At 61.9% G+C, this 26,015-nt stretch carries 1 protein-coding gene (running past one end of the window); it reads left to right on the forward strand.

Annotated features, from left to right (window positions below):
- Positions 1–26,015, forward strand: partial view of a DUF4347 domain-containing protein gene (locus BMZ40_RS17420; RefSeq protein ID WP_177193252.1) — the 5' portion only. 1,744 nt of this gene lie beyond the right edge of the window; the window shows 26,015 of its 27,759 coding nt (coding positions 1–26,015); the start codon lies at positions 1–3; its stop codon lies off the right edge, out of view.

A 26,015-nucleotide genomic window follows, 5' to 3' on the forward strand; every position in this document is an offset into this window, starting at 1 on the left:
ATGCTGAAGCATCTGCGCGAAAGATTCGCCGCCATGAGGCGTGGCTCCGTTTCTCCGATTGAACCCCGGCGAAAGATGAGGTTTGAAACCCTGGAGCCCCGCATCCTGCTTTCGGCGGATCTGGGCATGGAGCATCCGGACCTTGCTCAGCAGGACCAGGCAGCCACGGTGGCCATCGAACAGCCTCTGGAGCATGCCGTGGATCCCGCAGCGTCGAGCGCGGGCGATGCTCCTGTGCAAAACAGCACGGGTTCCTTCGAATCCAGGACCGAACTGGTTATCCTCGACGCTTCCGTGACCGACCATCGGGATCTGCTTGACGGACTGCGCGAAGCCTCGCCCGGCAATGTTTCCTACGACGTGTACCAGCTCGACGGTGACAGTGATGGATTCGAACAGATCGGCGACATTCTCGACGGTCGCAGCGGTGTCGATGCGCTCCACATTTTCAGTCACGGGAGTTCCGCCCATCTGACTCTGGGAGCGAGCACCGTCAGCCTCGCCGAACTTGACCGTTACGGAGATGAACTCGGGTCCTGGGCCGCGAGCTTTGACCATGGCGCCGACATTCTGCTCTACGGGTGCGATGTCGCGTCCGGCGAAGCGGGAATCAACTTCGTGCAATCCTTGGCAAATTTGACCGGACTCGATGTCGCCGCGTCCTCCAACGCTACCGGCACCTCGATCCATTCCGGTGACTGGATCCTCGAAGCGAGCAGCGGGCAGATCGCCACTACCACCCTGACCGATTTCGCCTACCCGCACCTGCTTTTCAATCTCAGCGGCACCGCAGGGGGCGACACTCTCTGGCTCGACGGTTGGGGCACTACAACCGACGGGATTATTCAGTACAGTTGGAATTCCGGGGCCAGTTGGTCTCAGCACACCCTGACCGGCGATCTGTTGATCGACCTGGGTGAAGGGGATGACACCGTTGTCATCCAGGGTTTCGATACCTCGTTTTCTTCTCTGTTCCAAATTGTCGGAGGCGGGGGAAACGATACCGTCATCGTCAATCCCGGAGTGGCGATCACCGCCGGCCAGATCGACTGGGGAGCCGAAACCATCACCATCAATCCCGATTCGTCGCTGATCGCCACCGACACCATCAAATTTGAAGCGGTCGCGGTCGACAACAGTTGGAACGGTCATGCCCAGGCGTCAATCACCATCGATGGCGCAACCCTGAGCGGCAGCACCATCAGTATCGCCGCCTCCACGAGCGTCACGGCCGCCGCCGGCCTTGATCTGGGTCTGCCCTTGGATGTGGCGCTCATAAATACCCATTCAAACGCGATTGTTTCCATTTCAGGCACTTCTCAGATCAACAGCACCGGCGCCGTCACCATCACTGCAACCTCCACGACCGCAACCACCGCCCTGGCCAAGGCCAAGTCCTTGGGCGGGTCCGTGACGGCCGACGCCGCCGTGGCGACATCCATCGTCGATGGATCAGCGGCAGTCCGCGTAACCGGCACCACCGCCTTCAGCGTGGCCGGTGCCCTCAGTCTCGGTGCTTCGAACACCAGGAGCGTGACCACAACCGCCGACGGATCGGCTGGCGGGGACACTGCTGCGGGTGGCAGCGTGGCCGTGGCCGTGGTCAGCGGTGATACCGAGGCGTATCTCGGTGAGAGCGCCACGGTGATCAGCGCGGGGAGCCTGTCGATTTTCGCATCGAAGCTGGACAACATCGCCACCTCAGCCAAGTCCACCTCGGGCGGCGCTGGAGAGGCAGCCGGATCGACCCAGACAGAGAGCCGTCTGAGCGAGTACAAGGCGGAAACCAGCAGCGGGGCGGTCACCATTGCTGGCGCAGTGGCGGTGACCGACCTGAAGGGGCACACCCGGGCCTACGTCGCGAGTAATCAGGATGTGACCACAAGCGGTAGCCTGAGCGTGGAGTCCCTGGACAACTCCGATGCCTCGGCCAAGGCAGATGGAAGCTCCGTGGGTTCCGCTTCTGTGGGCGTTGGGGCCGGGGTCGCCATCAACATCGCCAAGATCGACAACCAGGCATACCTCTGCGGGACCGGCACCATCACGGCTAAGGGTGCCGCTGTCCGTGCGGGCTTCGCCAGTGAAAACGGTGAGACCCCGTCACGACACGTCCTGTCTGCCGAGGCCGTGTCCGGGGCAAGCGGCGGGTCTGTTGGTCTGGCGGGTGCCTTGGCTTTGAACATTGTGGATGTATTGAGTGTGGCTGAGGTCAAGAGCGGTGCTGATGTCGCGATCATGGATGGGAAAGACGCGACGTTGACCGCCGAGAGCGCGACGGTTTCTACGGCGACAGCCCAGCCTGCTGGCGCAGGCGCGGTGGCCGGGAGTGTGGGCGTGGGCGCCTCGGTGGCGCTGAACATCGCCAACACCCGGACCGTGGCGGCGTTGGCGGATGGCGCGGTGCTGACTGGAGCCAGGGATCTGTCCTTGAGCGCGACCTCTGACAACAGCGTGATCACTGAAGCCAAGGCGGGCGGCGCGGCCACGGGCGGCAGCGGTGTGGGCATCGGCGGCGCGGTGGCGATCAGCGTCTCGAACAACGAAACCGAGACCACGCTTGGCAGTGGTCTCGATCTGATCCTGAGCGGAGCTTTGAGCGCGGTAGCCACGCACAAGGGAAGCACGACAAGTTTTGCCGATGGTTCGGCGGGCGGGGTAAGCGCTGGAGTCGGCCTTGCATTGGGTTTGAACGTGGCAAGCGACACCACCCTGGCCACCACGGAGCGGATCATTTCCGCCGCCGGCGACCTGATGTTCGCGGCCCATGCGGCTGCGGCCAGTTCTGCGGGTGCCAAGGCGAGCGCGGCGGGTGCCAAGCAGGAAGGTGACACTCCCGATTCCGAGGGCGTGGACAAGCAGGTCGGGGCCCAGCGAGGGCTGGCGGACAAGAAGGCGACCGAGACGGGCACGAAGGGCACGTCCGGGGCGCCGTCCACGCCCAAGGCCGAGACCAGCGAGGGCGGGGTCAGCGTGGCTGCGGCGGTGGGCGTGAACATCGCCGATTCCACGGCCCGGGCCTTTATCCCCGATAACGGCACGGTCAGTTCAGGTGGCCTGTTGACCCTGTCTTCGAGCAACACGACCGACGCCACGGCCAAGGCCGACGGCAGCGCCGTCAGTGCCGCGGACGCCAACGGCGCGGCCAGCGTGAACATCGGCGCGGCAGTGGCCATCAATCTGGTGGACGCGGTCAACGAGGCCTACATCGGCCAGGGTGCCGAGGTAGAGGCCCAGTGGCTGACGGTTGAGGCGAAGCGGACCGAGGTCGCGGACAGAACCTCCGGCACGGTGGGGGCCGAAGCGGTCTCCGGAGCCAGCGGCGGCAAGATCGGCATCGCCGGGTCGGTGGCGCTGAACATTTCCGAGAACACCAGCACGGCGCAGATTAAGGAAGGCGCCCAGGTCACCCTTTTGGGTGGAGACGTGAAGATCGTGGCCGAAGGATCAACGGATTCTACGGTGCTGGCCACGGCCAAGGGCGCATCGGTGGAGCAGGCGGCGAAGGTCACGGCGGCGGGTGACACGGCGCTGATCACTCTGGAGACACTGATCGGGACGGCCGAAGGGCAGCTCGATGTCAGCCCGGCGGGGACTGGTCAGGACGATCTGAAGTTCACGCTTGGCGACGGCAGCAGCTTTATCGTTTCCCTTAACGGCGTCACCAAGGTCGGCGACATCATCGACCGGATCAATGGGGCTACAGGCAACGGCGGCAAGCTCGTGGCCGCCTTCGACGAGGCCAAGCAGCAACTGCGCTTCTCCGACACGACGAACGCCAGTGCGGCGACGAGTGCCTCCACCTCCGTGACCCAGACCGGAAATCCGGTCTTTTATCGCCGGGACGGCGGGACGGAAGTCACCGCGCCGGTGGGCGAAAGCGAGACTCTGAATTTTGCCTTGCGGGTTGGGACGCAGAGCGAGCGCTTCTTCGTCACCGTGGCGGGGAAGGACTACAACACTGGCAGCGGCGATGCCACGACGTGGAAGCAGCAGTGGCTTGCCGACATCAAGGCGGCCATCAAGTCGGCCATGGTGGCTGCCGGCCAGCTTGATGCCTCCGCCGTGGCCGTCGTGGATGTGAAGTTCATCGGCGGGCAACTGATCTTTGATGCGCCCAAGACGCTGACCATCTGGACGGATACGACCGCAGGGTCCGGGGTCCCCTTCAAGGTGGAAGCCCAGAATGCCTCTGCGGCCCTTGGCCAGCTGGGTCTGACGACCCTGACGGCGAACACGGACGGCACGCAGCAGCTCGGGGCCAAACTCACTGCCGTTTCGGGCGATGCGGTGGCAAAGAAGGAATTTGCGGCGGGTGCGGCCAATGTCAGCCTGAGTGGCGACACCATCGCCCTGAGCGATAATCATGGTCTCAAGACCGGCGACGCGGTGGTGTACGACAGCGGCGAGGGTACGGCCATTGGGGGCCTGGTCAAGGGCAAGACCTACTATGTGATTGCCGCCGGGTCGTCGACGGTGAAGCTGGCAGCCACGGCCGCCAATGCCGCTGCAGGCACGGCCGTCAACCTGACCTCGACTGGCAGCGGAACCCAGAACTTGACCCTGGCCAAGTCCGCGCCGGTCAGCGCGGGGGGCAATCTTGGGATCGGGGCTTCCGTGGCCCTGAACATATCCAACACGACCACTCTGGGTCAGATCGCCGACACTGCGGTCCTCGCCGGAACCATCAATGACATCTCCCTGTCGGCAGACAGCATCAGCAAGGCCACGACCACCTCGACGGCGGGCGGCGATGCGGCCGGCGGCAGCGGCGTGGGTATCGGCGGGGCGATCAGCGTCGCGGTTTTGAATACCGAAACCAAGGCTTATATCGGAAGCGGCAGCGCCCTCACTCTGGGCGGTGACCTGTCCGCCTCGGCCACCCATCGGGGTGTCGTTGTCACCAAAGCCGACGGGGCGGCTTCCGGGGGCAGCGCGGCGGTAGGCATCGCGCTTGGCCTGAACGTGGTCGACGACAGCGCGATTGCAACGACCCAAAGAGAGATCGGTGCGGCAGGTGACGTGAGCTTCACGGCGCTCAATTCCATGACCAGCACCGCCGTGGCCAAGGCCAGCGCCAAGGGCGCCGAGGGAGAGAAGGAGGACGGCAGCACACCAACCCACGGGGTGGACCAGCAGGTCGGGGCCCAGCGCGGCCTGGCCGACAAGAAGGCTGGCGAGGCGGGGACCAAGGGAAGCGGCACCACCGAGACGCCAGAAGCCGAGACTTCGGATGGCGGCGTCAGCGTCGCGGCGGCTGTCGGTGTAAATATTACCCTGTCGGAATCCAAGGCGTACCTTCCCGACAACAACAGGGTCGTCGCGGGCGGAACCCTGACCCTGAGCGCATCGAACAATACGGATGCCACGTCCAGGGCCGACGGCAGCGCTGTTGATCCGAATGGCACCAGCGTTGGCATAGGCGCCGCCGTAGCGCTCAACTACACGGACATCCAGAATAACGCCTTTATCGGTACCGGAGCCAACGTAAGCGCGAACGGGCTGGTGATCGAGGCCAAGATGGCAGGGGAGGAAAAACCCTTTGCCCTGACAGATGTCTCCGCGACCAGGGACAGCATCGATGTCGGCGCCGATAACGGGCTCCAGACCGGGGACACGGTTGTCTACGACAACGGCGGCGGCGCGAGCATAGGCGGACTGACCAGCGGCGAGACCTATTACGCGGTCATGGACAACATCCGAAATTTCAACATCCTGCCCTCCACCATCGCAGATTTCGTGAGTTGCCTTCAGGATCTGGGCATAGATCCGGGCGCGGACGTGGTGAACACGTTCAAGACGGTGATGTCCACGCTTGGGGTCAACATCGATGACTCGTTGCTCGGCACGGTTGGCTACAAGGACAACTGGATCGACCTGGGGGTTGATCATTTTCTGAAGGACGGGGATCTGGTGGTCTACTCCAAGGCCAACCTCCTGAACCTTGGGGCCGTTGGCGGGCTGAAAGAAGGAGCGACCTACGCGGTCAAACTGATTGCAGGCACGAACCGGATCCAGTTGCTCGACCCCGATACCAAGGCCGTCGTGGATCTCAAGTTCTCCCTCGATAACATCGGTCTGTTCGATCACAAACTGACCATCGTCAATCCTGCCGCCGTGAAGCTGGCCGCCACGGCAGAGGACGCGCTGCAAGGCAAGACGATAGACCTGACGGCGGGAGCCTCGGGGACCGGACAGAAACTGATTGAAAAGACGCATAGTTTCAGCGCCGATGCCCAGTCGGGCGCAGGGGCCTCGAAGGTCGGGGTTGCCGGGTCTCTGGCCCTGAACATCGTCACGAACCGCACCGAGGCAGTGATCAAGAGCGGGGCAACGGTTGCGGCCGGGAGCGGTGATGTCGTCCTCACGGCCGTCAACACGCAAAATGACTCTGTCAACGCAGCTTCAAAGGTTTCGGGGGGCAATGTGGGTGTCGGGGCCTCCATCGCGCTGAACTCGCTTTCCGTAAACGTCACCCGGGCCGAGATCGAAGATACGGCCATCCTCACGGGCGGAGATGATCTCACCCTCGTTGCCGATTCGCATCATGGCGTCTGGACGACTGCCAAGGCCGGCGCGGCGGGCGGCACGGCGGTGAGTCCGGTAGTTGCGGTGGCCTATGTGGATAACGATACAACCGCGAGAATCGGGTCTGAAAGTGACCTGAGCACCCTCTCTCTGACCGGCGCCCTGACTGTCCAGGCCAGGCACACGGCCACGGCGCAGACCAAGGCGGACGCATCGGTGGCCGGCGACAAGGTGGGTGTTGGAGCGGCTGTCGGCGTCAGCATCATTGCCGATTCCACCACGGCGACGATAGCGCGTGACATCACGGCGGGCGGGACTGCGGATATCATGGCCTCGGCGACGCAAGTCAGCCACGTGGACATCACCGCCAGCGCCAAAGGCAACAAGAGCAAGGAAGACGGCGGGAAGAGCAGCGATGAAACGGCCCAGACCCAGGCCGATTCCGCCACGGGCGGCACCAAGGCCCTGCCCAAGGCCCAGGACAACCTGGCTGAATCCAACACGAACGCCACCAATCAAACCAACAATCCCGGCGGCACCGGTGGCGGTGGAGACAATGACCAGGGAACCGGGTCGGCCAGCGTCGGCGTGGCTGCCGCGATCGGCGTGAACTGGGTGACTTCCGACACCACGGCATCCATCGCTGACGGCATTCATGTCATCGCAGGCGGGGCGCTCGATATTCTGGCTGAAAGCGAAACCGATCTTGCCACGATGGTTGTAGGGGCGTCCATTTCCACGGATGCTGAAAACCAGGACAACAAGACGAACGTGGGCGCCGCAGTCGGCCTCAACGTGGCGGACGTGTCGAACAGGGCGCTTATTGGCGCAGATGCTACGGTGGAGGCCGATGGGATCACTGTCAAGGCAGTAACACCTACTGGCAAGACCAACGACGCCAGAGTCTGGGCACTGGCCATCGGCGGCGGCAAGTCTGCCAACGGAGTGGCCGGATCGGCCGGTATCAATGTCCTGGACATGGACACGGAAGCCTCCGTCGGTGAGGGCGCCGACCTCACTTCATCCGGCGGCATCGCCATAGAGGCGGACAATGCTATCGCGTACCAGAACATCGCGGGCGGCGGCGGTGTCGGCAAGAAAGCCGGTGTCGGCATAGCCGTGGCCGCCAACGTCATCGTTCAAAACACGGATGCGTTCATCGGCGGCAATGTCCATGCGGATGCAAAGGAGATGCTGTCCGTTGACGCCACATCCTCGATAACTCCATTAAAACTGGATATTCCCGGATTGCCTTCAGTCTCTCCGGAAATCTCGTCCATCGCTGCGGGCGGCGGTGTCAGCACGGACAGCGAAGCCAAGGCCGCGGTGGGCGGATCGGCCATCGTGGATGTGCTGGTTCAGAACACACATGCCTCCATCGGTGAAGGCGCGCAGATCAACGCCACAACCGGGTTCACCCCCGGCGCGAACCAGGGCGTCGGCGTCGGCGTCGAAGCCTCCAGCGCCACGCGGATTGTGAACGGCGCGGGTGGCATCGCTGCCGCCTTCGGAGGCACGGGCGTGGGCATCGGGCTGGATGTGGGCGTGATCGTCAAGGACACCAGTGCCTCTATCGGTTCCTCCGCCAAAGTGATCGCCGACCAGGACGTGATCGTCCAGGCGACTTCATCGGAAGACCTCCTGTCGCTGGCCATGTCCGCCGGGGTGTCGAAGCAGAACGGCATTGCCGGGGCCCTGGCGGTCAGCGTTCTGACAGCCGGGACGCGGGCGACCATCGAGGGGAGCACGGTCGATGCCGGCGGGGACGTGTCCGTCACTGCGTCGGGTACCAGCGAGATCAACACCATCGCCCTGGGCGTGGGTGCGTCCGGCAAGACCGCCGTGGGGGCGGCCGGGGCCGTCAATGTCATCACCAACACCATCGAAGCGGAGATTTCCGGCTCCACAGTCACCGCGGGGGGAGATGTTTCCATCGAGGCCACGAATTCCGCGATCATCCGCGCCCTGGGGCTGGCGGTTGCGGGTTCCGGTGAAAATGCGGTGGCGGTGACCGGTCAGGGCAACGTGGCGGTCAACACGGCGAGAGCCGCGATCACCGGCGGGTCAACGGTCACGGCCGTCGGGGATGTTATCCTGTCGGCCAGGGACGAGGCGCCGTCAATGCTCCCGGACTGGATGATTTCCGAGGAGCAGCAGGACGCCCTTGACGAATATCTGGAAGACTCACCCATTGATCTCAGGGCAAGCATCCTGGCGCTCAATGTCAGTATTGCCGGGACCGGACAGAAGGCCGTCGGCGTGTCCCTGATGGGTAATGCGGTCGCGAACGCGATTCAGGCGGAAATCAGCGGATCAACCGTACGGGCGGGCGTGAGCAGCACCGGGACTATAGTGAACGAAGACGCCGATGTGTTCCTTGACGCATATTCCAAGGCAGGCATCCTGGCTGTCTCGGTGGGTGTGGGAGCCTCCGGCGACCTTGCGATCCAGGGAACCGCCTTTGGCAACGTGATCACCAACAGGGTGGAAACTTCGATTATCGGTGGTTCGAATGTCAGGGCTGCCGATCAGGTTGGGCTTACCGCTGAAGATGATTCGTCGATCCGTTCCATTGGCCTCAGCATCGCCGCATCCGGCAGCAATGCGATTTCCGGCATTGTCGGTGCCAACGTGATCACCAACCAAATTGCGGCCCAGATATCAGGGTCGGAGGTGGCGAGCGGTGGAGCTCTAAGTATTACGGCGCTCTCCGACGACGATATTATGGCTTTTGCCGGCGGCGTGGCGGCATCGGGCTCGACGGCCGTACAGGTGACCCTGGCCGGCAATGTTATTGCCACTACCACCAAGGCGGGCATAACCACCGGGGCAGGGCTAACGCACAGCCTCACTGCCGCAATGAACGGGAAGAAGCAGTTCGACCCGTCCACCAAAGTAGACCTCGCTCATGATACCATCGATCTGGGCACAGCCCATGGGCTGAAGACAGGCGACGCCGTTACCTATAGCAGCGGAGGAAACTCGGCCATCACCGGTTTAGAGGATGGCGAGACCTATTACGCCATCGTGAGCGATGCCAGCGGAATGATCAAGCTGGCTGTTTCGAAAGGCGACGCCGATGCTGGCACGGCGATCAACCTGACCGCTGTCGATGCGAGTCGCTCAATCGTGACCGCCGGAGGTGCCGTCTCCATTTCCGCCAAGGACAGCTCCACCATTGATGCGCTGGCCTTCGGCGTTTCGGGAAGCGGCAGTACGGCCGTGGGCGTTGCTCTGGCCGCCAATGCCATTGTGAACACCATTGAGTCCGGGATTTTTGGTTCGACGCTTGAGACCGGTTCGACGCTGTCACTGACCTCCGAATCCTCCTCCATTATCCGCGCGCTGGCCATCGGCGTGGCCGGTTCCGGTTCCACGGCCGTTCAGGTTTCGGCACTGGGCAACGCGGTGGCCAACACGGTGAGGGCCGCGATCAGTGGCGGGTCCATTGTGACGGCGGTCGGGGATGTGACGGTTCTGGCCAAAGACATCGCCCCCAGCTCGATCCCGGACTGGATCGTGCCGGCAAACAGGGCTGCGGAACTCAACGGCAACCTTGCAGGCTCGCCCATCGATCTTTCCGGCAATATCCTGGCCGCGATGGTCAGCGTGGCCGCATCCGGATCAGAGGCGTTCAATGCCGCTCTTGTCGGCAATATGATTGCCAACACGATAGATGCGGAAATCAGCGACTCTAAAGTTTCAACCGACGGCGCGGTGGTTGTCGATGCCTTGTCCAAAGCCGGCATCATGGCGCTGACCATCGGCGTCGCCGGATCAGGATCGGTGGCCGTGAACGTCACGGGTTACGGAAACGTCATCACCAACCGGGCCAAGGCAGCCATCTCTGACGGCTCCACGGTCACGGCCGGCGGTCTGGTGGATCTGACCGCGAAGGATCAGTCGATGATCCGTTCGCTGGGCGTCAGCGTGGCCGGATCGGGCGCTGTGGCCGTCGGTGCCCTGATCGCCGCGAACGTGATTACCAATACGGTTGTGGCGGAGATTTCCGGGTCCACGGTGACCAGCGACGGGGCCCTTGGTGTCGCGGCAATCAGCGAGTCGAGCATCCTGTCCTTGGCCGGCGGCGTTGCGGCATCCGGCACTGTCGGCGTGCTGGTGTCGCTCACCGGCAATGTCATCACCGCCAAGACCAACGCCCTGGTGTCGGGCTCGACACTCGAAGTCGGCGGCGCGATGACGACTCATGCTTCGAACACGTCCACCATCGACGCGCTGGCCTTCGGCGTGGCGGCGGGCACCGTCGGGGTTGGCGTAGCCTTCTCCGCCAATGTCATCGTCAATACCACCGAGGCCCTGATCAGCGGTTCGACCCTGACCAATGCCGCCTCGCTGCAAGTTTTGGCCGAGTCCTCGGCCATCATTCGTTCCCTGGCCGTCAACGTGGGCGCGGGCGCGGTGGGCGTCAACGTCAACGTGCTTGGCAATGCGCTGACCAGCAAGGTCCTGGCGACCGTGAAGGATTCCACCGTCACTGCAAACGGGGATATCGTCATTTCCGCCCAAGACCTGGCGCCTAGCATCATTCCCGAGTGGATCATCCCGGACCAGTACCAGGAAGATCTTGAGGCGATTCTTGACGACACCCCCATCGACCTGGATGCCAACATCCTCTCGGCCACCATCAACGTCGGGGCCGGCGCAGTGGGTGTCAACGTGGCCTTGGTGGGCAACCTTGTCTTGAACACCACCGAGGCGAAGATCGACAAGTCCATCGTTACGTCGACCACCGGCAAGGTGGCAGTCGGTTCCTCCTCAGAATCGGGCATCACCTCGTTCAATGTGGGCGTGGGCGGCGGCGCCGTGGCCGTCAACGTGGTCGGCTACGGCAACGTGATTACCAACATGGTCGGATCGACGGTTGAAAATGGTTCAGTTATCAATGCCGGCGGAGCGGTGGCGATCACCGCCGAAAACACGGCGAGCATCCGCGCTCTGGGGATAGGTGTAGCGGGTGGTGCAGTCGCTGTCGGCGTCATGGCGGCGGGGAACCTGATCGTCAGCACGGTTGATGCCAGAGTGGATGCATCCGGGATTACGAGCGGCACAACCCTTGATATCACGGCTCTCTCCGATGCGAATATCATCGCCCTTACCTGTGCGGTCGGCGCCGGTGCGGTCGGGGTCAATGCCAGTTTCTCCGCCAATATCGTCACCGGAACCACCAAGGCCGGAGTGGTTGCCGGGTCGGTACTTGAGTCTGGCGGTGCCACCACCATCGAGGCGGTCAACAGCGCCGCCATCGATGCCTTGGCTTTCGGGGTCGGAGCAGGTGCGGTCGGGGTCGGCGTAGCCCTCTCCGCCAATGTCATCGACAACAGCACCGAGGCCCTGATCAGCGGTTCGACCCTGACCAATGCCGCCTCGCTGCAAGTTTTGGCCGAGTCCTCGGCCATTATTCGTTCCCTGGCCGTCAACGTGGGCGCGGGCGCGGTGGGCGTCAACGTCAACGTGCTCGGCAATGCGCTGACCAGTAACGTTCAGGCGACCGTGACGGATTCCGCCGTCACGGCAAACGGGGATATCGTCATTTCCGCCCTGGACCAGGCGCCAGACAACATTCCCGACTGGATCATTCCGGACCAGTACCAGGCCGATCTTGAGTCGATTTTTGATGACACCCCCATTGACCTGGATGCCAACATCCTTTCGGCCACGATCAACGTTGGTGCCGGTGCCGTGGGTGTCAACGTGGCTCTGGTCGGCAACCTCGTCATCAACACCACCGAAGCGAAGATCGACAACTCCATCGTTACGTCGACCACCGGCAAGGTGGCGCTGGATTCCGCTTCCAGTTCGGGCATCACATCGCTCAACGTGGGCGTGGCGGGCGGTGCCGTGGCCGTGGGCGTGGTCGGCTACGGTAATGACATCACCAGCATCGTCAAATCGACGGTTGAAAAGGCGTCCGTGATCAATGCCGGCGGAGCGGTGGCTATCACTGCCGAAAATTCGGCGAGCATCCGCGCTCTGGGGATCGGGGTCGCGGGTGGCGCTGTCGGCGTCGGGTTCATGGCGGCTGGCAATCTGATCTCTAGCACGGTTGATGCCAGGGTTGATGCATCCACGGTGACGAGCGGCACGACCCTTGATATCACGGCACTCTCCAATGCGAAGATCATGGCCCTCACGGGCGGGGTTGCCGCAGGGGGGGTAGGTGTTCATGTTGCCTTATCCGGCAACTTTATCACCGGCTTGACCACGGCCGAGGTGATTGCGGACTCGGTCATTCATGCCGGTGGGGCGATGACGATCCAGGCGGAGAACAGTTCTGTCATTGACGCCCTCTCCTTCGGCGTCGCGGCGGGCGGCGTCGGGGTCGGCGTGGCGCTTTCGGCCAATGTCATCGTCAATACCACCGAGGCCCAGATCAGCGGATCGACCATTACCGGCGATGCATCGCTGAGCGTTCTTTCCGAATCGTCGGCGGTCATCCGCGCCCTCGCGCTCAATGTGGGAGCAGGCGGCGTGGCCGTCACTGTCGGCGTTCTCGGCAACATGGTCACCAGCGATGTCCGGTCGGCCATGTCGGGTTCCACTGTCACGACCAAAGGCGATATTTATGTTTCTGCGCAGGAACTGGCGCCGAGTTTCATTCCTGCCTGGATCGTTCCGGTCCAATACAAGGCGGATCTTGCCGCGAGCCTTGCGGATTCCCCCATCGAGCTGGATGCCAACATCCTGGCCGTCAACGTCAGCGTGGCGGGTGGCGGCGTGGCCGCGAGCGGTGCCCTGACCGGCAACGTCATTCTCAACACCGTGCAGGCGGAAATCAATGATGCCGACGTGACCTCCGCAGGCAGCGTGACCCTGGATGCCTCCAGTTCGTCCGGCATCATCGCCCTGACCGCCGGCGTGGGCGTCGCCGGCAGCGTGGCCCTCAATATCACCGGCTTCGGCAACGCCATCGAAAGCACGGTGGACGCGTCCATCAGCAACGGTTCCAATGTCACGGCCGCCACCACGGCCTCCCTGTCGGCCACGGACTCCTCGTCCATCACCTCCGTCGGCCTCGGCCTGGCTGGTTCAGGAGTCGCTGCCATAAACGGCACAGTGGGCTACAACCTCATCACCAATTCCATCACCACCGAAGTGTCGGGATCGAGCCTGACCAGCATCGGCGCGGCCAGCCTAGTGGCGACCTCGGAAGCCGACATTCTGAGCTTCGTCGGCGGCGTGGCTGGTTCGGGCCTGGTGGCGGCACAGCTGTCTTTGACCATCAACGAGATCGCAAATACGATCAGCGCCTCCATCGTGGACGACGATGCCGGAGCCTCCACGGTGACTGCGGGCTCCCTGTCCCTGTCCGCCACGGACGCAGCGACCATCGACTCCATTGCAGTTGGGCTGGCGGCTTCCGGAACGGTCGGAGCCGGGGCAGCGATCTCCAAGAATTTCATCGGGAACACCGTCACCACCTTGGTGACCGGCTCGACCGTGGTCTCCGATACCGGTGACGTCATCCTGAACTCTTCGTCACCGGCCACCATCCGTTCGCTTGCGGCAGGTCTGGCCGGTGCGGGAGTTGCCGGCGGAAACGCCTCCGTGACCCTCAACGAAGTGCGCAACACCGTGTCGGCGTCGATCAAGGATTCTTCAGTGACTGCCCAAGGCTCGGTGCAGGTTGAAGCCAGTGATACCGCCCCGGGCAAGAACTTCCTGACCGGCATGCCTCTGCCCAGCAAGGTGCTGGGCTCCAAGGCCGTGACCCAGAGCGAGTTCGACAAAACGGCCAACATCGTCTCCTTTGCAGGCAGCATCGCGGTGGCGGGAGGCGTTGCGGGCAGCGCAGCCATTTCCGACAATCTGATCAAAAACACCGTCCGCGCCACGATCGATCATTCCGCTGTGACTGCCGAAACCGGTGGCGTCTCTGCCTGGACAAGCTCGAGCTCCAAGATTCTCTCCCTGTCGGCGGGCATCGGTGCGGCGCTTGGCGGAGCCCTCAGCGCCTCGGCATCTATCAACACCATCTGCAACACCATCGAGTCGGGCGTCCTTAATGGATCCACCATTTCAGCCGGTAACGACGTGCAGGTCACCGCATCCGATACTGCGGTCATAAATGCTTTCTCGCTGAGTCTGGCCGGGGCGGTGGGTGCGGCATTGGGCGGTGCGGTCGTCACCAACAACATCGGCTTTGATCCGAAGGACGTGGCCGCAACAGGTTCTACCAGGGCATTCATCAGCGGCGCATCGGCAACGGAAATAACCCGGGTGGTCAAGGCCGACGAAGTGCTCGTTCAGGCAACCAGCAACCAGAATGCGACAGGCAAGACCCTGGGTGCCACAATAGGCATCGTCTCAGGCGGTGCTTCCATCGCCACGGGCACGATCAAGGGGGAGACAAGCGCCTTTGTCGACAATCATGTCGAGATCGGAAAGCACACCGACGACTCGGTTCACAACCTGAACGTCAAGGCAATTTCCACAAGCACGATCTCCTCCAGATCCACAGCCATGGCAGCAGGGATCGGTGCGGGCACCATCAATACGTCAAGCGCGACCATCACACCTGACATAACAGCGTTTATCGGGTCCGATGTCGATGTGGAACTGACCGGCAGCGGCTCGATCATCGCAGAATCCAACGTCAAGGTCGACGCCTGGACGCAAGGGGTAACCCTGTCCCTGGTCGGTTCTGTGGGTGGTTCTTTCGCAAAATCAACGGTCTCTCCCAAGGTTACTGCCTATGTCGGCGGCGGCTCGACGATAAGGAGCGCTGAGTCGGCAAGCGGACCTAACGATTTCGTGATCAGCGCCAGCCGCACCCCTGTCAGTGGAGATTCGGCCACGGCAAAAGCCTATGGCTCGGCCGGAGGCCTCCTGCTGGGTGTGGTCGGGACTCGAGCCGAGGTAACGGATGAGGGGCAGGTCAGGGCCTATGTCGGCGACGACAGCGGCAAAACGACCAGCATCGCCATGACCGGAACCACGAAGGTCCACGCCGATCTGCAGGCAAAACAACAGGCAGTGGCTAGCGGCTTCGCTTTCGGCATTGTTGCCGTAGGGTCGAACAAGGCATTCGTCACCTCCAACACCCTGGCCCATGCCTCTCTGGGCCGAAATGTCACCATTGGTGGGGGCGGGCTGGACATCCATGCCGTGGGCAACGAAAACAACACTGCCCATGTCGTTGCCGGAAGCGGCGGCGTGGTGGCGGGTGCGGCAGCCGAGGCGACGACCCGCAACACCAGTAACACTCAGGTCGTCATGGGTGTGGATGAGACGACCCGCGTCGACATCAAAAACGAATTGCTGATGCTCTCGCAGCACACCGCAGCCTTTGGGGCCAGCGCCGACAGCATCGCGGCGGGAGTCGTGGGCGCGAGCGGATCCACTCTCGTCAACATCGCCGATGCCAACGTGGGCATCGGCTTCGGCCAGGGTGTGGCCATCCAGGCGGGCTCTGTCGTGGCAAACGCCAACAACATCGTCAACAAGAACTCGATCGGTGACTACGATGTCACCGCCGGAACCGGAGGCCTGGCAGGAGGGCCCGCCGCATCGAGTTCCACGGTCATAAGCAACAGGACGACCATCTCGGTTGCCGACGACGTCAACATCGCCACCACCGACGGCATCAGCATCGCCAGCAGCAACCAGGTCAACGCCACGGACAAGGTCAAGCTCGATTCCGGCGGGGCCATCGCCTGGGCCAAGGCCAAATCGAGCATCGTCAACAATACCAACACCAACACCATCACCATAGGCGATGCACTCCTGTCCGCCGACGGAAACATCTCCATAGCCACCCGTTCTGGCGCGAACGTCTACAGCCTGGCGAACGCCAAGACCTACGGCCTGGCCGGGGCAGCCGAAGGAGAGTCCTATGCCTCGGTCCATGCCGACACCCGGATGATCCTCGATGATGGTGCCCGCCTCATGTCCAAGGGCGACATCGTCCTCAAGGCCGGGGTCGGGAACAGCTTCAACGTGAAGGCCAGCACCGATCTATGGAACAAGACGGTCATCCCCATCGAGAACGATCCGAAAGCCCACGGCGAAGCCGTGCAGTCCAACCTCATCCACATCAAGACAGGGGCGACCGTAGCCGCCGACGCGAACGTTTATCTCGATGCGCAGAAGGGATACACCTACGCAAGCGGTAAAGGGGAAGCCACGGACCTTTATCGGGAAGTCCTGGCTGCCATCGCCAACTTTTTCGGTTCACTCTTCGGCCTCGATCCCGTCTCTCTGAAGATCGAAACGTCTTCGTCCCGTCAGGACGCCAGCGCGAACGTTCGCGTCGATGGGTATGTCCGTGCCGGCGCCCACAATATCAGATGGCTGACCGTCGCCAACACCAATCAGCAGTTTGCCCCCATCCAGTTGACCGATCAGGACGCAGTGCCCACACGTCTGAACTTCACTGTCGATCCCCTGAATGCGGACACGATCTCCCGGAGTTCTGGAAGCTGGTTGAGCGACGGCTTCGAAGCGGGGCAATACATAGCGGTCAGAGACTCCGCAGGCAACGACGGCATCTACAGGATCAGCTCCCTTAACGACGTGGAACTCGTCCTCGAAAGCGAACTCATGGCAGATGTCCTGGATGACCAGGCCGTAATATTTGTCGTCGAGCAGGTAACCTCCAACGATCCCATCCAGCTTGGTCTGGCCACGACCCTCCTGAATTTCGGGGCCGCCGGAACGATCACGAGAAACGACGGGCTGGACTGGGCAACCGCCGGGTTCGCCCGGGGCCAGTACATCCGGGTCGTCGGCTCGACCGGAAACGACGCCAGCTACAGGATTGCCTCGGTCTCCGGCGACACGCTTTCGGTATATGGCACGCTGACTGCCGAGTCGGACAGCAACGCCAACGTCCTGGTTCAGGCCGTGCGCCAAAGCCCCGACCACGCCCAGATGGCTATCACCCCCAGGCCGGACCTGGAGTTCATCCAGAAGCGCACCTCGCTCATCCGGACCGACGGGGGAAGCTGGCTGGATGATGGTTTTCTTTCGACCACCAGCGAAATCACCATCGGCGGCACGACCTATAACGTCGTCACAGTCACTGCTGAAGAGATTTTACTGGAAGATACGTACGGAATTTCTCCCGCTTCGGCCGCCGGAGTCGAAGTAACTACCGAGATCGATTCGGGAACTGCCAGCCTGCACTTCGTCGAGGCCCGGCCCGAAATCGAAGTCGGGAGCTCCGTCTGGACCAGCCAAGGATTCCAGAGCGCGAACAGGGTCATCATCAGCGGTGCCTCCGACGCGACAAACAACGGAACCTACGCCATCGAATCCATTGATGGGGGCCTCATCCGTCTTGTGTCCGGGAACCTCGTGGACAACGGCACGGACAGCAACGCCACAGCCGTGGTTCAAAAGGACGTAAATCTCGCAGCCGGGGTACGCCTGACCTTTGTCTCGGAAGTGACTGGCTCCGACCCTGCAGCCGCGACAATCACCAAAAGCGACGCCAACTGGGACACCTCGGTTTTCAAGGCCGGACAAACGATATCCTTTGCCGATCTCGGTGGCTTCAATCCGAATACCGGCGTCTACACCATCGCCTCAGTCAGCGGCAAAACCATCACCCTGGCAGGCGGTTCGGGCATCGTGAACTATACCGACAGCGATACGGAAAACAACGGCGCGACCGTTACCCTCTCCGTCACGATCACCGACGACATCGGCTTTGCCGAGGCGCGCGCCAAGATCAAGAGGGCCGCAGGCAGTTGGTCCTCAGACTATCAGCCAGGCCATACGATCACCATCAGCGGGGCCGATATTTCGGCCAACAACGGCAGCTACCAAATCCATTCGGTATCGGGCAATACCTTGATCATCACTGGCGCCGTGCAATCCGACACCGTCGACAGTGGTCAGGCGACCGGATTCAGGGTCACCGCCTCATCTACCGCCGACATCAACTATGTGACCAACAAGGCCAAGATCATCCGCAGCACAGGATCGTGGACCACCGACGGGTTCAACTCCGGGCAGACTCTCTTTATTGAAAACTCGAATGCCAATGACGGTGCCTATGTCATCGATGGGGTCACGGGAACCGTTCTCGAATTGAGTTTCGACTACGACCTCACCCAGGGCACGGAATCGGCCAACTCCAGCGACACGGTCATCCAGACCTCCCCGGTGCAGACCTTCAAAGTGCCGGACAACAGGGTGATGAAGTTCGTCAAGGGTGTCGACGGCGCCCGAGACATGATCGAGCTCACGGACGATGGTGATAACTGGGAGGATATGAAATTCCTCGCGGGCCACTCGATCCAGGTGGTCGGCTCGGCAAATGACGGGCTGTACCGGATAGACTACGTCGCGGCGAATGTGATCTTCCTGTCCCACGGAGGGCCAACCTTTGCCCAAGACGAGGCGGGATTCACCACTTCCGGCGACAAAGGCGTACTCGGGGTGGCGACCAGGATCGTTGAGAAGCAGGTTGTTCTGCAGCCCGGGACCAGCCTCGCCATCGGCGTCACGGAGAACACGATCGCCAGGAGCTCCGGCGACTGGTACGCTGAGGGCTTTCAGGAATTCCAGTATATCGTCATTGCCGATGCGAACGATGGGAACAACGGCACTTTCCGTATCCTGTCCATCGACGACCTTGACAACGACGGACTCTTCGAAACGATGACCCTGGACGGCAGCCGTCAGTTTCAGACCAACGAGAGCGGCACATCGATCAGCGTCTACGGCGCCAGGGTACAGAAGGGCGACGTGAATTCGCTGATCGATGTCAGTGACGGCGTGAAAATGCCCACGGTCAGCCAAGAGGATCTTGCTGCCAACATCGTCGCCGAGATCAGGCAGCTCGAAGCGGACAAGGGAAAGTTCGGCATACAGGGCACTGCCGCAGCCGTGGGCATCCAGGCCCAGATCGACCAGTTGTGGTATCAGCTGACCGAACTCGGTCTCGTCGGTCCGGGTGGTGTCAAATCCATGCCCGTCACCTACATCGAGGCTCCAGAGATCACCGCCCAGTCCGGCGACATCATTATCCGGGGCGACAGCCTCACCGGCCGCGGCATCCTTGATGCTCCCGGCGACGCCCGGATCACCATCGAGAACCACAGTCCCTATTACCTGCGCATCACCAACGATCTGACCATCAAGGATGTTGGAGGCACCATCACCTTCAACGGCGCGCAGGTCCATGACAACGCTTCAATCCAGGCGAGAAACGGCTCCGGACTCTCCCAGTTCAGCGCCGTTACCACAGCGAAGAACACCCCGGTCCCGCTGATCGAGATCCGCAACACCTACAACCCGCCGCCGACCGGGGACCTGGCGACCGCCCCCGCTCCAGACATCGAGATCAAGGGAGCCACTATCCTGAACAATCTCGGAACGGTCAGGGTCTTCAACAAGGAAGGCAGCATCTTCATCAAGGATCTCAAGGACAGTGACGGCAACCGCATTTCCAGGTCCACCATCCAGGCCAAAACCATTGAGATCAAGGCCGGGCGCGACGTGGTCATCGCAACGGACACCTATCATGTGGGCGGCGATCCGGTCTCCCTGTGGACACCGGTTGCCGATGCCAACGAGGCCACTGTCAAGTTCGATCAGTACGGGAACAAGATCAACCCGGATGATTGGGAAACGAGCAATACGACACACCGTACCGACAGCGGATCGGTCATCGCCGGTAACAACGTCTTCATCACCGCCAGGGTGTTGAACATCAACGGTCCGATCCAGAGCGGATTCGAGAACCACTCACTAACGCTGACCGACGACATGCTCGTGGTTCACGACCAGATGGATACGATCCCTCGGACGCTTGCCGAACAGATCGCCCTTCTCGAGGACGCAAGCGAGACCAAATGGATCACCCTGGTTCATCCCGATCCGTCTGTCAGGTTTCAACCCATCGAAGTCCAGTACAATCATGAAACCGACAGGCTGATCATCGACGACGTCGCCACGGCAGGCGGGCTCATACAGCTCACCGGCCATATCATGGCCACGGACAAGGACGGCCTCCTGAAGGTCATGGATGGATTCGGCACCATCGACATCGACAATCAAACCCAATGGGCCATTGAGGTCCAGAGCCTGAAGACCGGCGAGGATAAGGAACTCGTGCTCGCCGGGACGGATTGGCGTGTCTCGGGCCGGGATTTCCTGGTTTCGTCCTCCCAGAACCTCAGCTTCAAGAACAATGGCGACGAGCGCGATACGATCGTGCGCGAAAAGGGCAGCTGGCTGAAGGACGGCTTCTTCGTGGGGCAGCAGATTCGGGTGACGGGGGCCGATCTCGAGGAGAACAACGGGTATTTCATTGTCGCCGAGGTCAACGACAAGGTGTTGATCCTTTCTCTAGGCGGCATCCTGGCGACCGACTTCAACACCTCCTCCTCCCTTGAGATCAGTGGCAACTGGATCACGCTGTCAGACGAGGACACCATCAGCCGCAGCGCAGGAAGCTGGATCGAGGACGGGTTCGAGGTCGGGCAACTGATCCGCATCGTCAATGCGGCCAATGCCGGAAACAGCGGCGAGTACCGGATTGCTTCGCTGACGCATGACATGATCACTCTCGAATCCGCGAACCTGACTTCCGAGACCAGCACCGCATCGTCGCTCGAGATCGTCGGCAACTGGATCACCTTCACGGACAACGACGGACAGGCTGACGAGAACGACACCATCACGCGCAACGCAGGCAGCTGGATCACCGAAGGCTACCGCAGCGGCATGACTATAGTCATCGCCGGTTCCGGAGGCCAAAACGACGGCGAATACACCATCTTGAGCGTTGCGGACAAGGTCTTGACCCTGGTCGGCACGGCAGAGCTTGCGTCCGAGCAGATCGCGACCGCCGGTCTCGAGGTCAGAGGGCTGGGCAATGGCATCGAGGGCAAGGTGGTCATCACGGATACGGCATATGATCTCGATCTGGACCCGCTCGTCTACAAGCCGCTGATCACGACCTACACCCGCATCGGCGACACCGTCCAGGTCACCAACAACGATACTGACGGGGTCATTGCCTCCGCCACCTCCGGGATAACGGGCAGCCGAAATGCCACCTACCAGCCGCTCGAGGGGCAACGCTATTACTGGGTGAACGGAATGCGCGTGGCTTCGGAGCTCGTCGAGTATTGGGTGAGCCGGAGCTTCTGGGGATTCACAGTGGCCGAAGGCAAGCCATACACCGGCTACTCGTTCAACGAGGCAACACCTGTCGACCTCCAGCCGTACAGCAACTTCATCGAAAAAAGCTCGACAACAAACAACGAAGGGTATCAGTACAATTTCGTCGTCACTGATAACATAGTAAATGTCCATGAATCCGAATGGGTAACCACCAATGGCTGGTGGATATTCTCCACAAAGGACTATCATCTGCTGCGGACCACCACCATCGGACGGACCAGCTTCAACTATCACAGCGTGAAAGCCGACTACGGCATAGGCATCCAGTTCATGGGCTCGGACGCGGGGTTGATCAGGGTGAGCTCACAGAGCGACATCTATCTTTCCGGAACGATCAGCAACACCTCCGGCAGCACCACGATCACCTCGCAATCCGGTTCCATCCATCAGGGCAACACCCGGGCTGTCATCCGCAGCGAATCGATAACCCTCCAGGCTGAAAGCGGAAATATCGGCGTTTACGACAGCATCGAGGACGTGCTCACGCCGGTCCGGACAGACCTCTACGGCGATGTGCTCAATGCCACTGCAGCCGGTTTGGTGGCCATCGACGAGATCGACCAGAAGCTGACCGTGGGCACGATCATCTCTTTGCTTGGCGGCGATGTGATCGTCACCGTGGAAGGCGACATCTTTTCGCAGGACGGCAACTCCCTCATCAAGGGCAACAACATTAACCTGACCTCGCGCGCAGGCGGAATCGGGTCCGCATCTCAGGAGGTGCGCATCGACTCCGACGCCAATGGCGGAGTCGGCACGCCAGGCGCGCTGACCGGACTCGCCCAGGGCGACATCTTCGTGCGTGAGACGACCGGGGACCTGCGTGTCGTGACCATCGAGTCCCTGGACGGCGACGTCCACGTGACCACGAATTCCGGCAATCTGATCGACGCCAATACCTTGGAGAGCGTGGATGTCCGCACCGAGGACGAGCTCCAAGCTCTCTGGGACGCCATGAACCTGCTCGACGGTGATGGCCTCGAGAACCAGAAGGCGTACCAGGACGCCGTAACACGCGAGTACCACACGTACTGGGCGTACCGGACGGCTCAGACGCACCTTGTTGATGGCGCTTCCCAGGTGCTCGGCGATGGAGACCTGATCGATTTCGGCACCGATCACGGACTGAGCACGGGCGACGCCCTTGTCTATCGGAAGGTGGACTCCGGCGACCCGGGAATCGGAGGCCTCAGCGACGGCAGGACCTACTACGCCATCGTCGTGGACTCCACGACGATCAGGCTGGCGGACTCCATGGCCGACGCCGCTGGCGGCAGTGCTCTCGACATCGAACCCGGCGAAGGTAATGTAAGTCTGACGCGCATGATGGCCTATGAACCCGCGTATCGGATCGTCTTCTCCCCAGCTGAGCGGGGCGCCTATGCCGAGGCCCTCGACTGGGACGATGCCCGGATCGACCTCGAAGAGGCCAAGCGGACCCAGGAGTTCCATACCCTTCATGCCCGATATGACGCCCTCGGCGCAACGTATATGCCCGGCTGGAAGTATGAACCGGGCAACGCCGGCTACAGGCCTTCTTTCGACCCGTCCGATTTAGTTGGCGACAACGGCAGGATCACCGTCGGCACCCACCTGTTCACCACCGGCGTCGGCGTCGTCTATAACGCCAACGGCGGGGATGCCATCGGTGGCCTCATCGATGGTGAGATCTACTATGTAATCGTCATAAACGACACGACGGTGCAGCTGGCCGCCTCGGCGGAGGATGCCGCGAACGGCGTCTTCCTGCAGCTCGACGCATCCGTCGCGACAGGCTCGGGCCATGACCTGTCGGATGTCGACGCCCTGGCCGTGGGCGCATCATGGACCGAAGGCCAGTTGCGCTATGCGCTGGGCATCGGCTGGCTCAAGGAGACCACCGACACCGAGACCCGCATCGAGGCGCCCAACCTGATCGGCAACAGCATCGTCATCGATGTCTCTGGATCCGTCGGCGAGAAGCTTCCAGAGCAAAAGATCCTCATTCACGAAAGCGGTGCCATGGAAGTCGTCGGCAGCAGCATCGACGACTCCACGCCCGAAGGGATCAAAGAGCGGACCAGGGAGGCCAAGAACGTCCTGGCCGCTTCAGAGAGGGACGACCTGATCTCCATCAAGGCCGACACCGATACGATCAGCTTCGGCAGCCTGCATGGGCTTGCCACCGGTGATACCGTCAGCTTCGGAGACCAGGGCACGATCAGACTGAGCGACATCCCCGGCGTAGCCAGCGCCGACGGCCATGACAATGCGTTCTACTTCGTCAGGGTGATCGACGAGTTCACCATCCAACTGTTCGATTCCGCAGAGAACGCCGGGAGCACAGGCAGCGTCGGCCTTGTCGACATCACCGCGACCGAGGCGAGGGTTGCCCGGTTCGAGGACATCGATATCCAGGCCGGTGGCAGGGTGACCTACGTCACGATTCCCACCTCCGAAGGGGATATGGGCAGCGCCGGCACAGCCATCGAGCTGACTCCGGCCGAACAGGACGCCATTGCGGCCACTCCTGCCGAGAACGTGACCATCATCGACTCCGCAGCCGACTCCATCCGTTTCGGCTCGCCCCATGGGTTGACAACGGGTGCAAGGGTCACCTTCGGCGCCCTGGGCACCGTCACTCTCAGCGCCCTTCCCGGCGTGACCGATGGGCAAGTCTACTACGTCAGGGCTATCGATGCGAATACCATCCAGCTCTTCGACACCGAAATGAATGCCCTTGGCGAGGGCGAAAACGGACGTATCGACATCACACGCAGCGAGATCCGCCTCACGCAGCGTCCGAGCGAGACCTTCCGGGTCGATGTTTCCGCAGACACCTATGTCCTGCTCGGCGCCGAGTCGGATATCCACCTCGGTCGCGTAATCGCAGGGCTGGCCGACATCGACGACAGCGAGATCCGGATCAAGACCAGCGGCGGGATCTACGATTTCGACAATGACGACGCCACCGTGAACATCATCGGCGGCAGGCTCGTCCTCGAGGCTGCAAGGAAGAGTATCGGCGTCGAGGGCGCACCGGTGACCCTCGACCAGCACCCCGGCGCCCCGTTGACCGCCAGGGCCGAGCAGGGGATCTTCCTGATGGAAACAGCCGGGGACATGCTTGTGGATACCGTCTACTCTCCGGAACGTGTCGACCTGTACGCCGAGGACTCCATCCTTGATGCCTTCGACGGCAACTACCTGAACGTCCGAACGAAGTTGCTGAACCTCCATGCAGGTACAACCATTAACGGTATCGACGATGGAATGGGAGGCATTGGCACGGTCGACAACTTCTTCGACATCGACCTTTTCTACACCGATGGGCCCATCGGTGTGGTCAACGCCACGGCCAACACCGGAATACACATCTTCGAGACAAACGGTCCGCTGTACGTCGGCAAGATCGTGTCGAAGCTCGGGGACGTCAGCCTGCGCGCCCCAGGCGACATTCTGGACTATCATGATGACCCGGAAGCCGATGTCATCGGAAGGAGCATCGTCCTCGAGTCGCACTTCGGCGGCATTGGCACTTCAGGAAACGACCTGGACATCGACAGCTCCGTGTCCGGTCCGGGCACGCTGACCATCTCCAGCCGCCGGGACATTTGCCTGACTGAGACGGATGGAGACCTGAGTATTGCCAGGGTGGTCACCGGCGCCGGGCACACCGTCTTCGTCGGCAGCGACGGCGCAATCCTGAACGGCCGGCTTGACGACGAGGACAACATCGTTGCCGGCGCGACCTGGCTGTACGCCACGGGTAATATCGGTTCGCCGGATAGGGCCATAAGATCGATCATGGGCAGGGTCGAGGGTATCTCCATAGAAGGCGACATCTGCCTGCACAACACCGGTCACCTGGTGATCGGGGGCATCAGCGCAACGGAAGGATTGAACGCGTACAGGAGGGTGGTCATTTCGGCCAGCAGTCCGGTCACCGTCGCCGAGACGGTCCAGGCCTCCGATATTCTGATCACCGCCGCTGACAGCCCGGATAGCGGCGACGACCTGATCGTCAACTCCGGCGTGACCGTGCACTCCACGGCCGGCAATGTGGCGCTCCGTGCGGGCGATGACCTGATCATCGAGGCCGGGGCATCAATCCTGGCATCCGGGACCATCGCACTGTACGGCGATTATGGGAACGTTGACCTGGGCGTCGGCGGTATCATCGATCTCCAGGGGACAATCGCAGGGAGCGCGTTTGAGATCCACGGCGAAAGCGACGACGATACGATCGTGCTGACGGGGCTGACAGCGGGAATGCCGACTACGGTATGGATGGGCGCGGGAGATGACGTCCTGCGTGTTGGCAGCATGGCCACACCCGTTTCGAACGAGGG

The sequence above is a fragment of the Desulfomicrobium apsheronum genome (assembly GCF_900114115.1).
In the GTDB taxonomy this organism is placed as follows: Bacteria; Desulfobacterota; Desulfovibrionia; order Desulfovibrionales; family Desulfomicrobiaceae; genus Desulfomicrobium; species Desulfomicrobium apsheronum.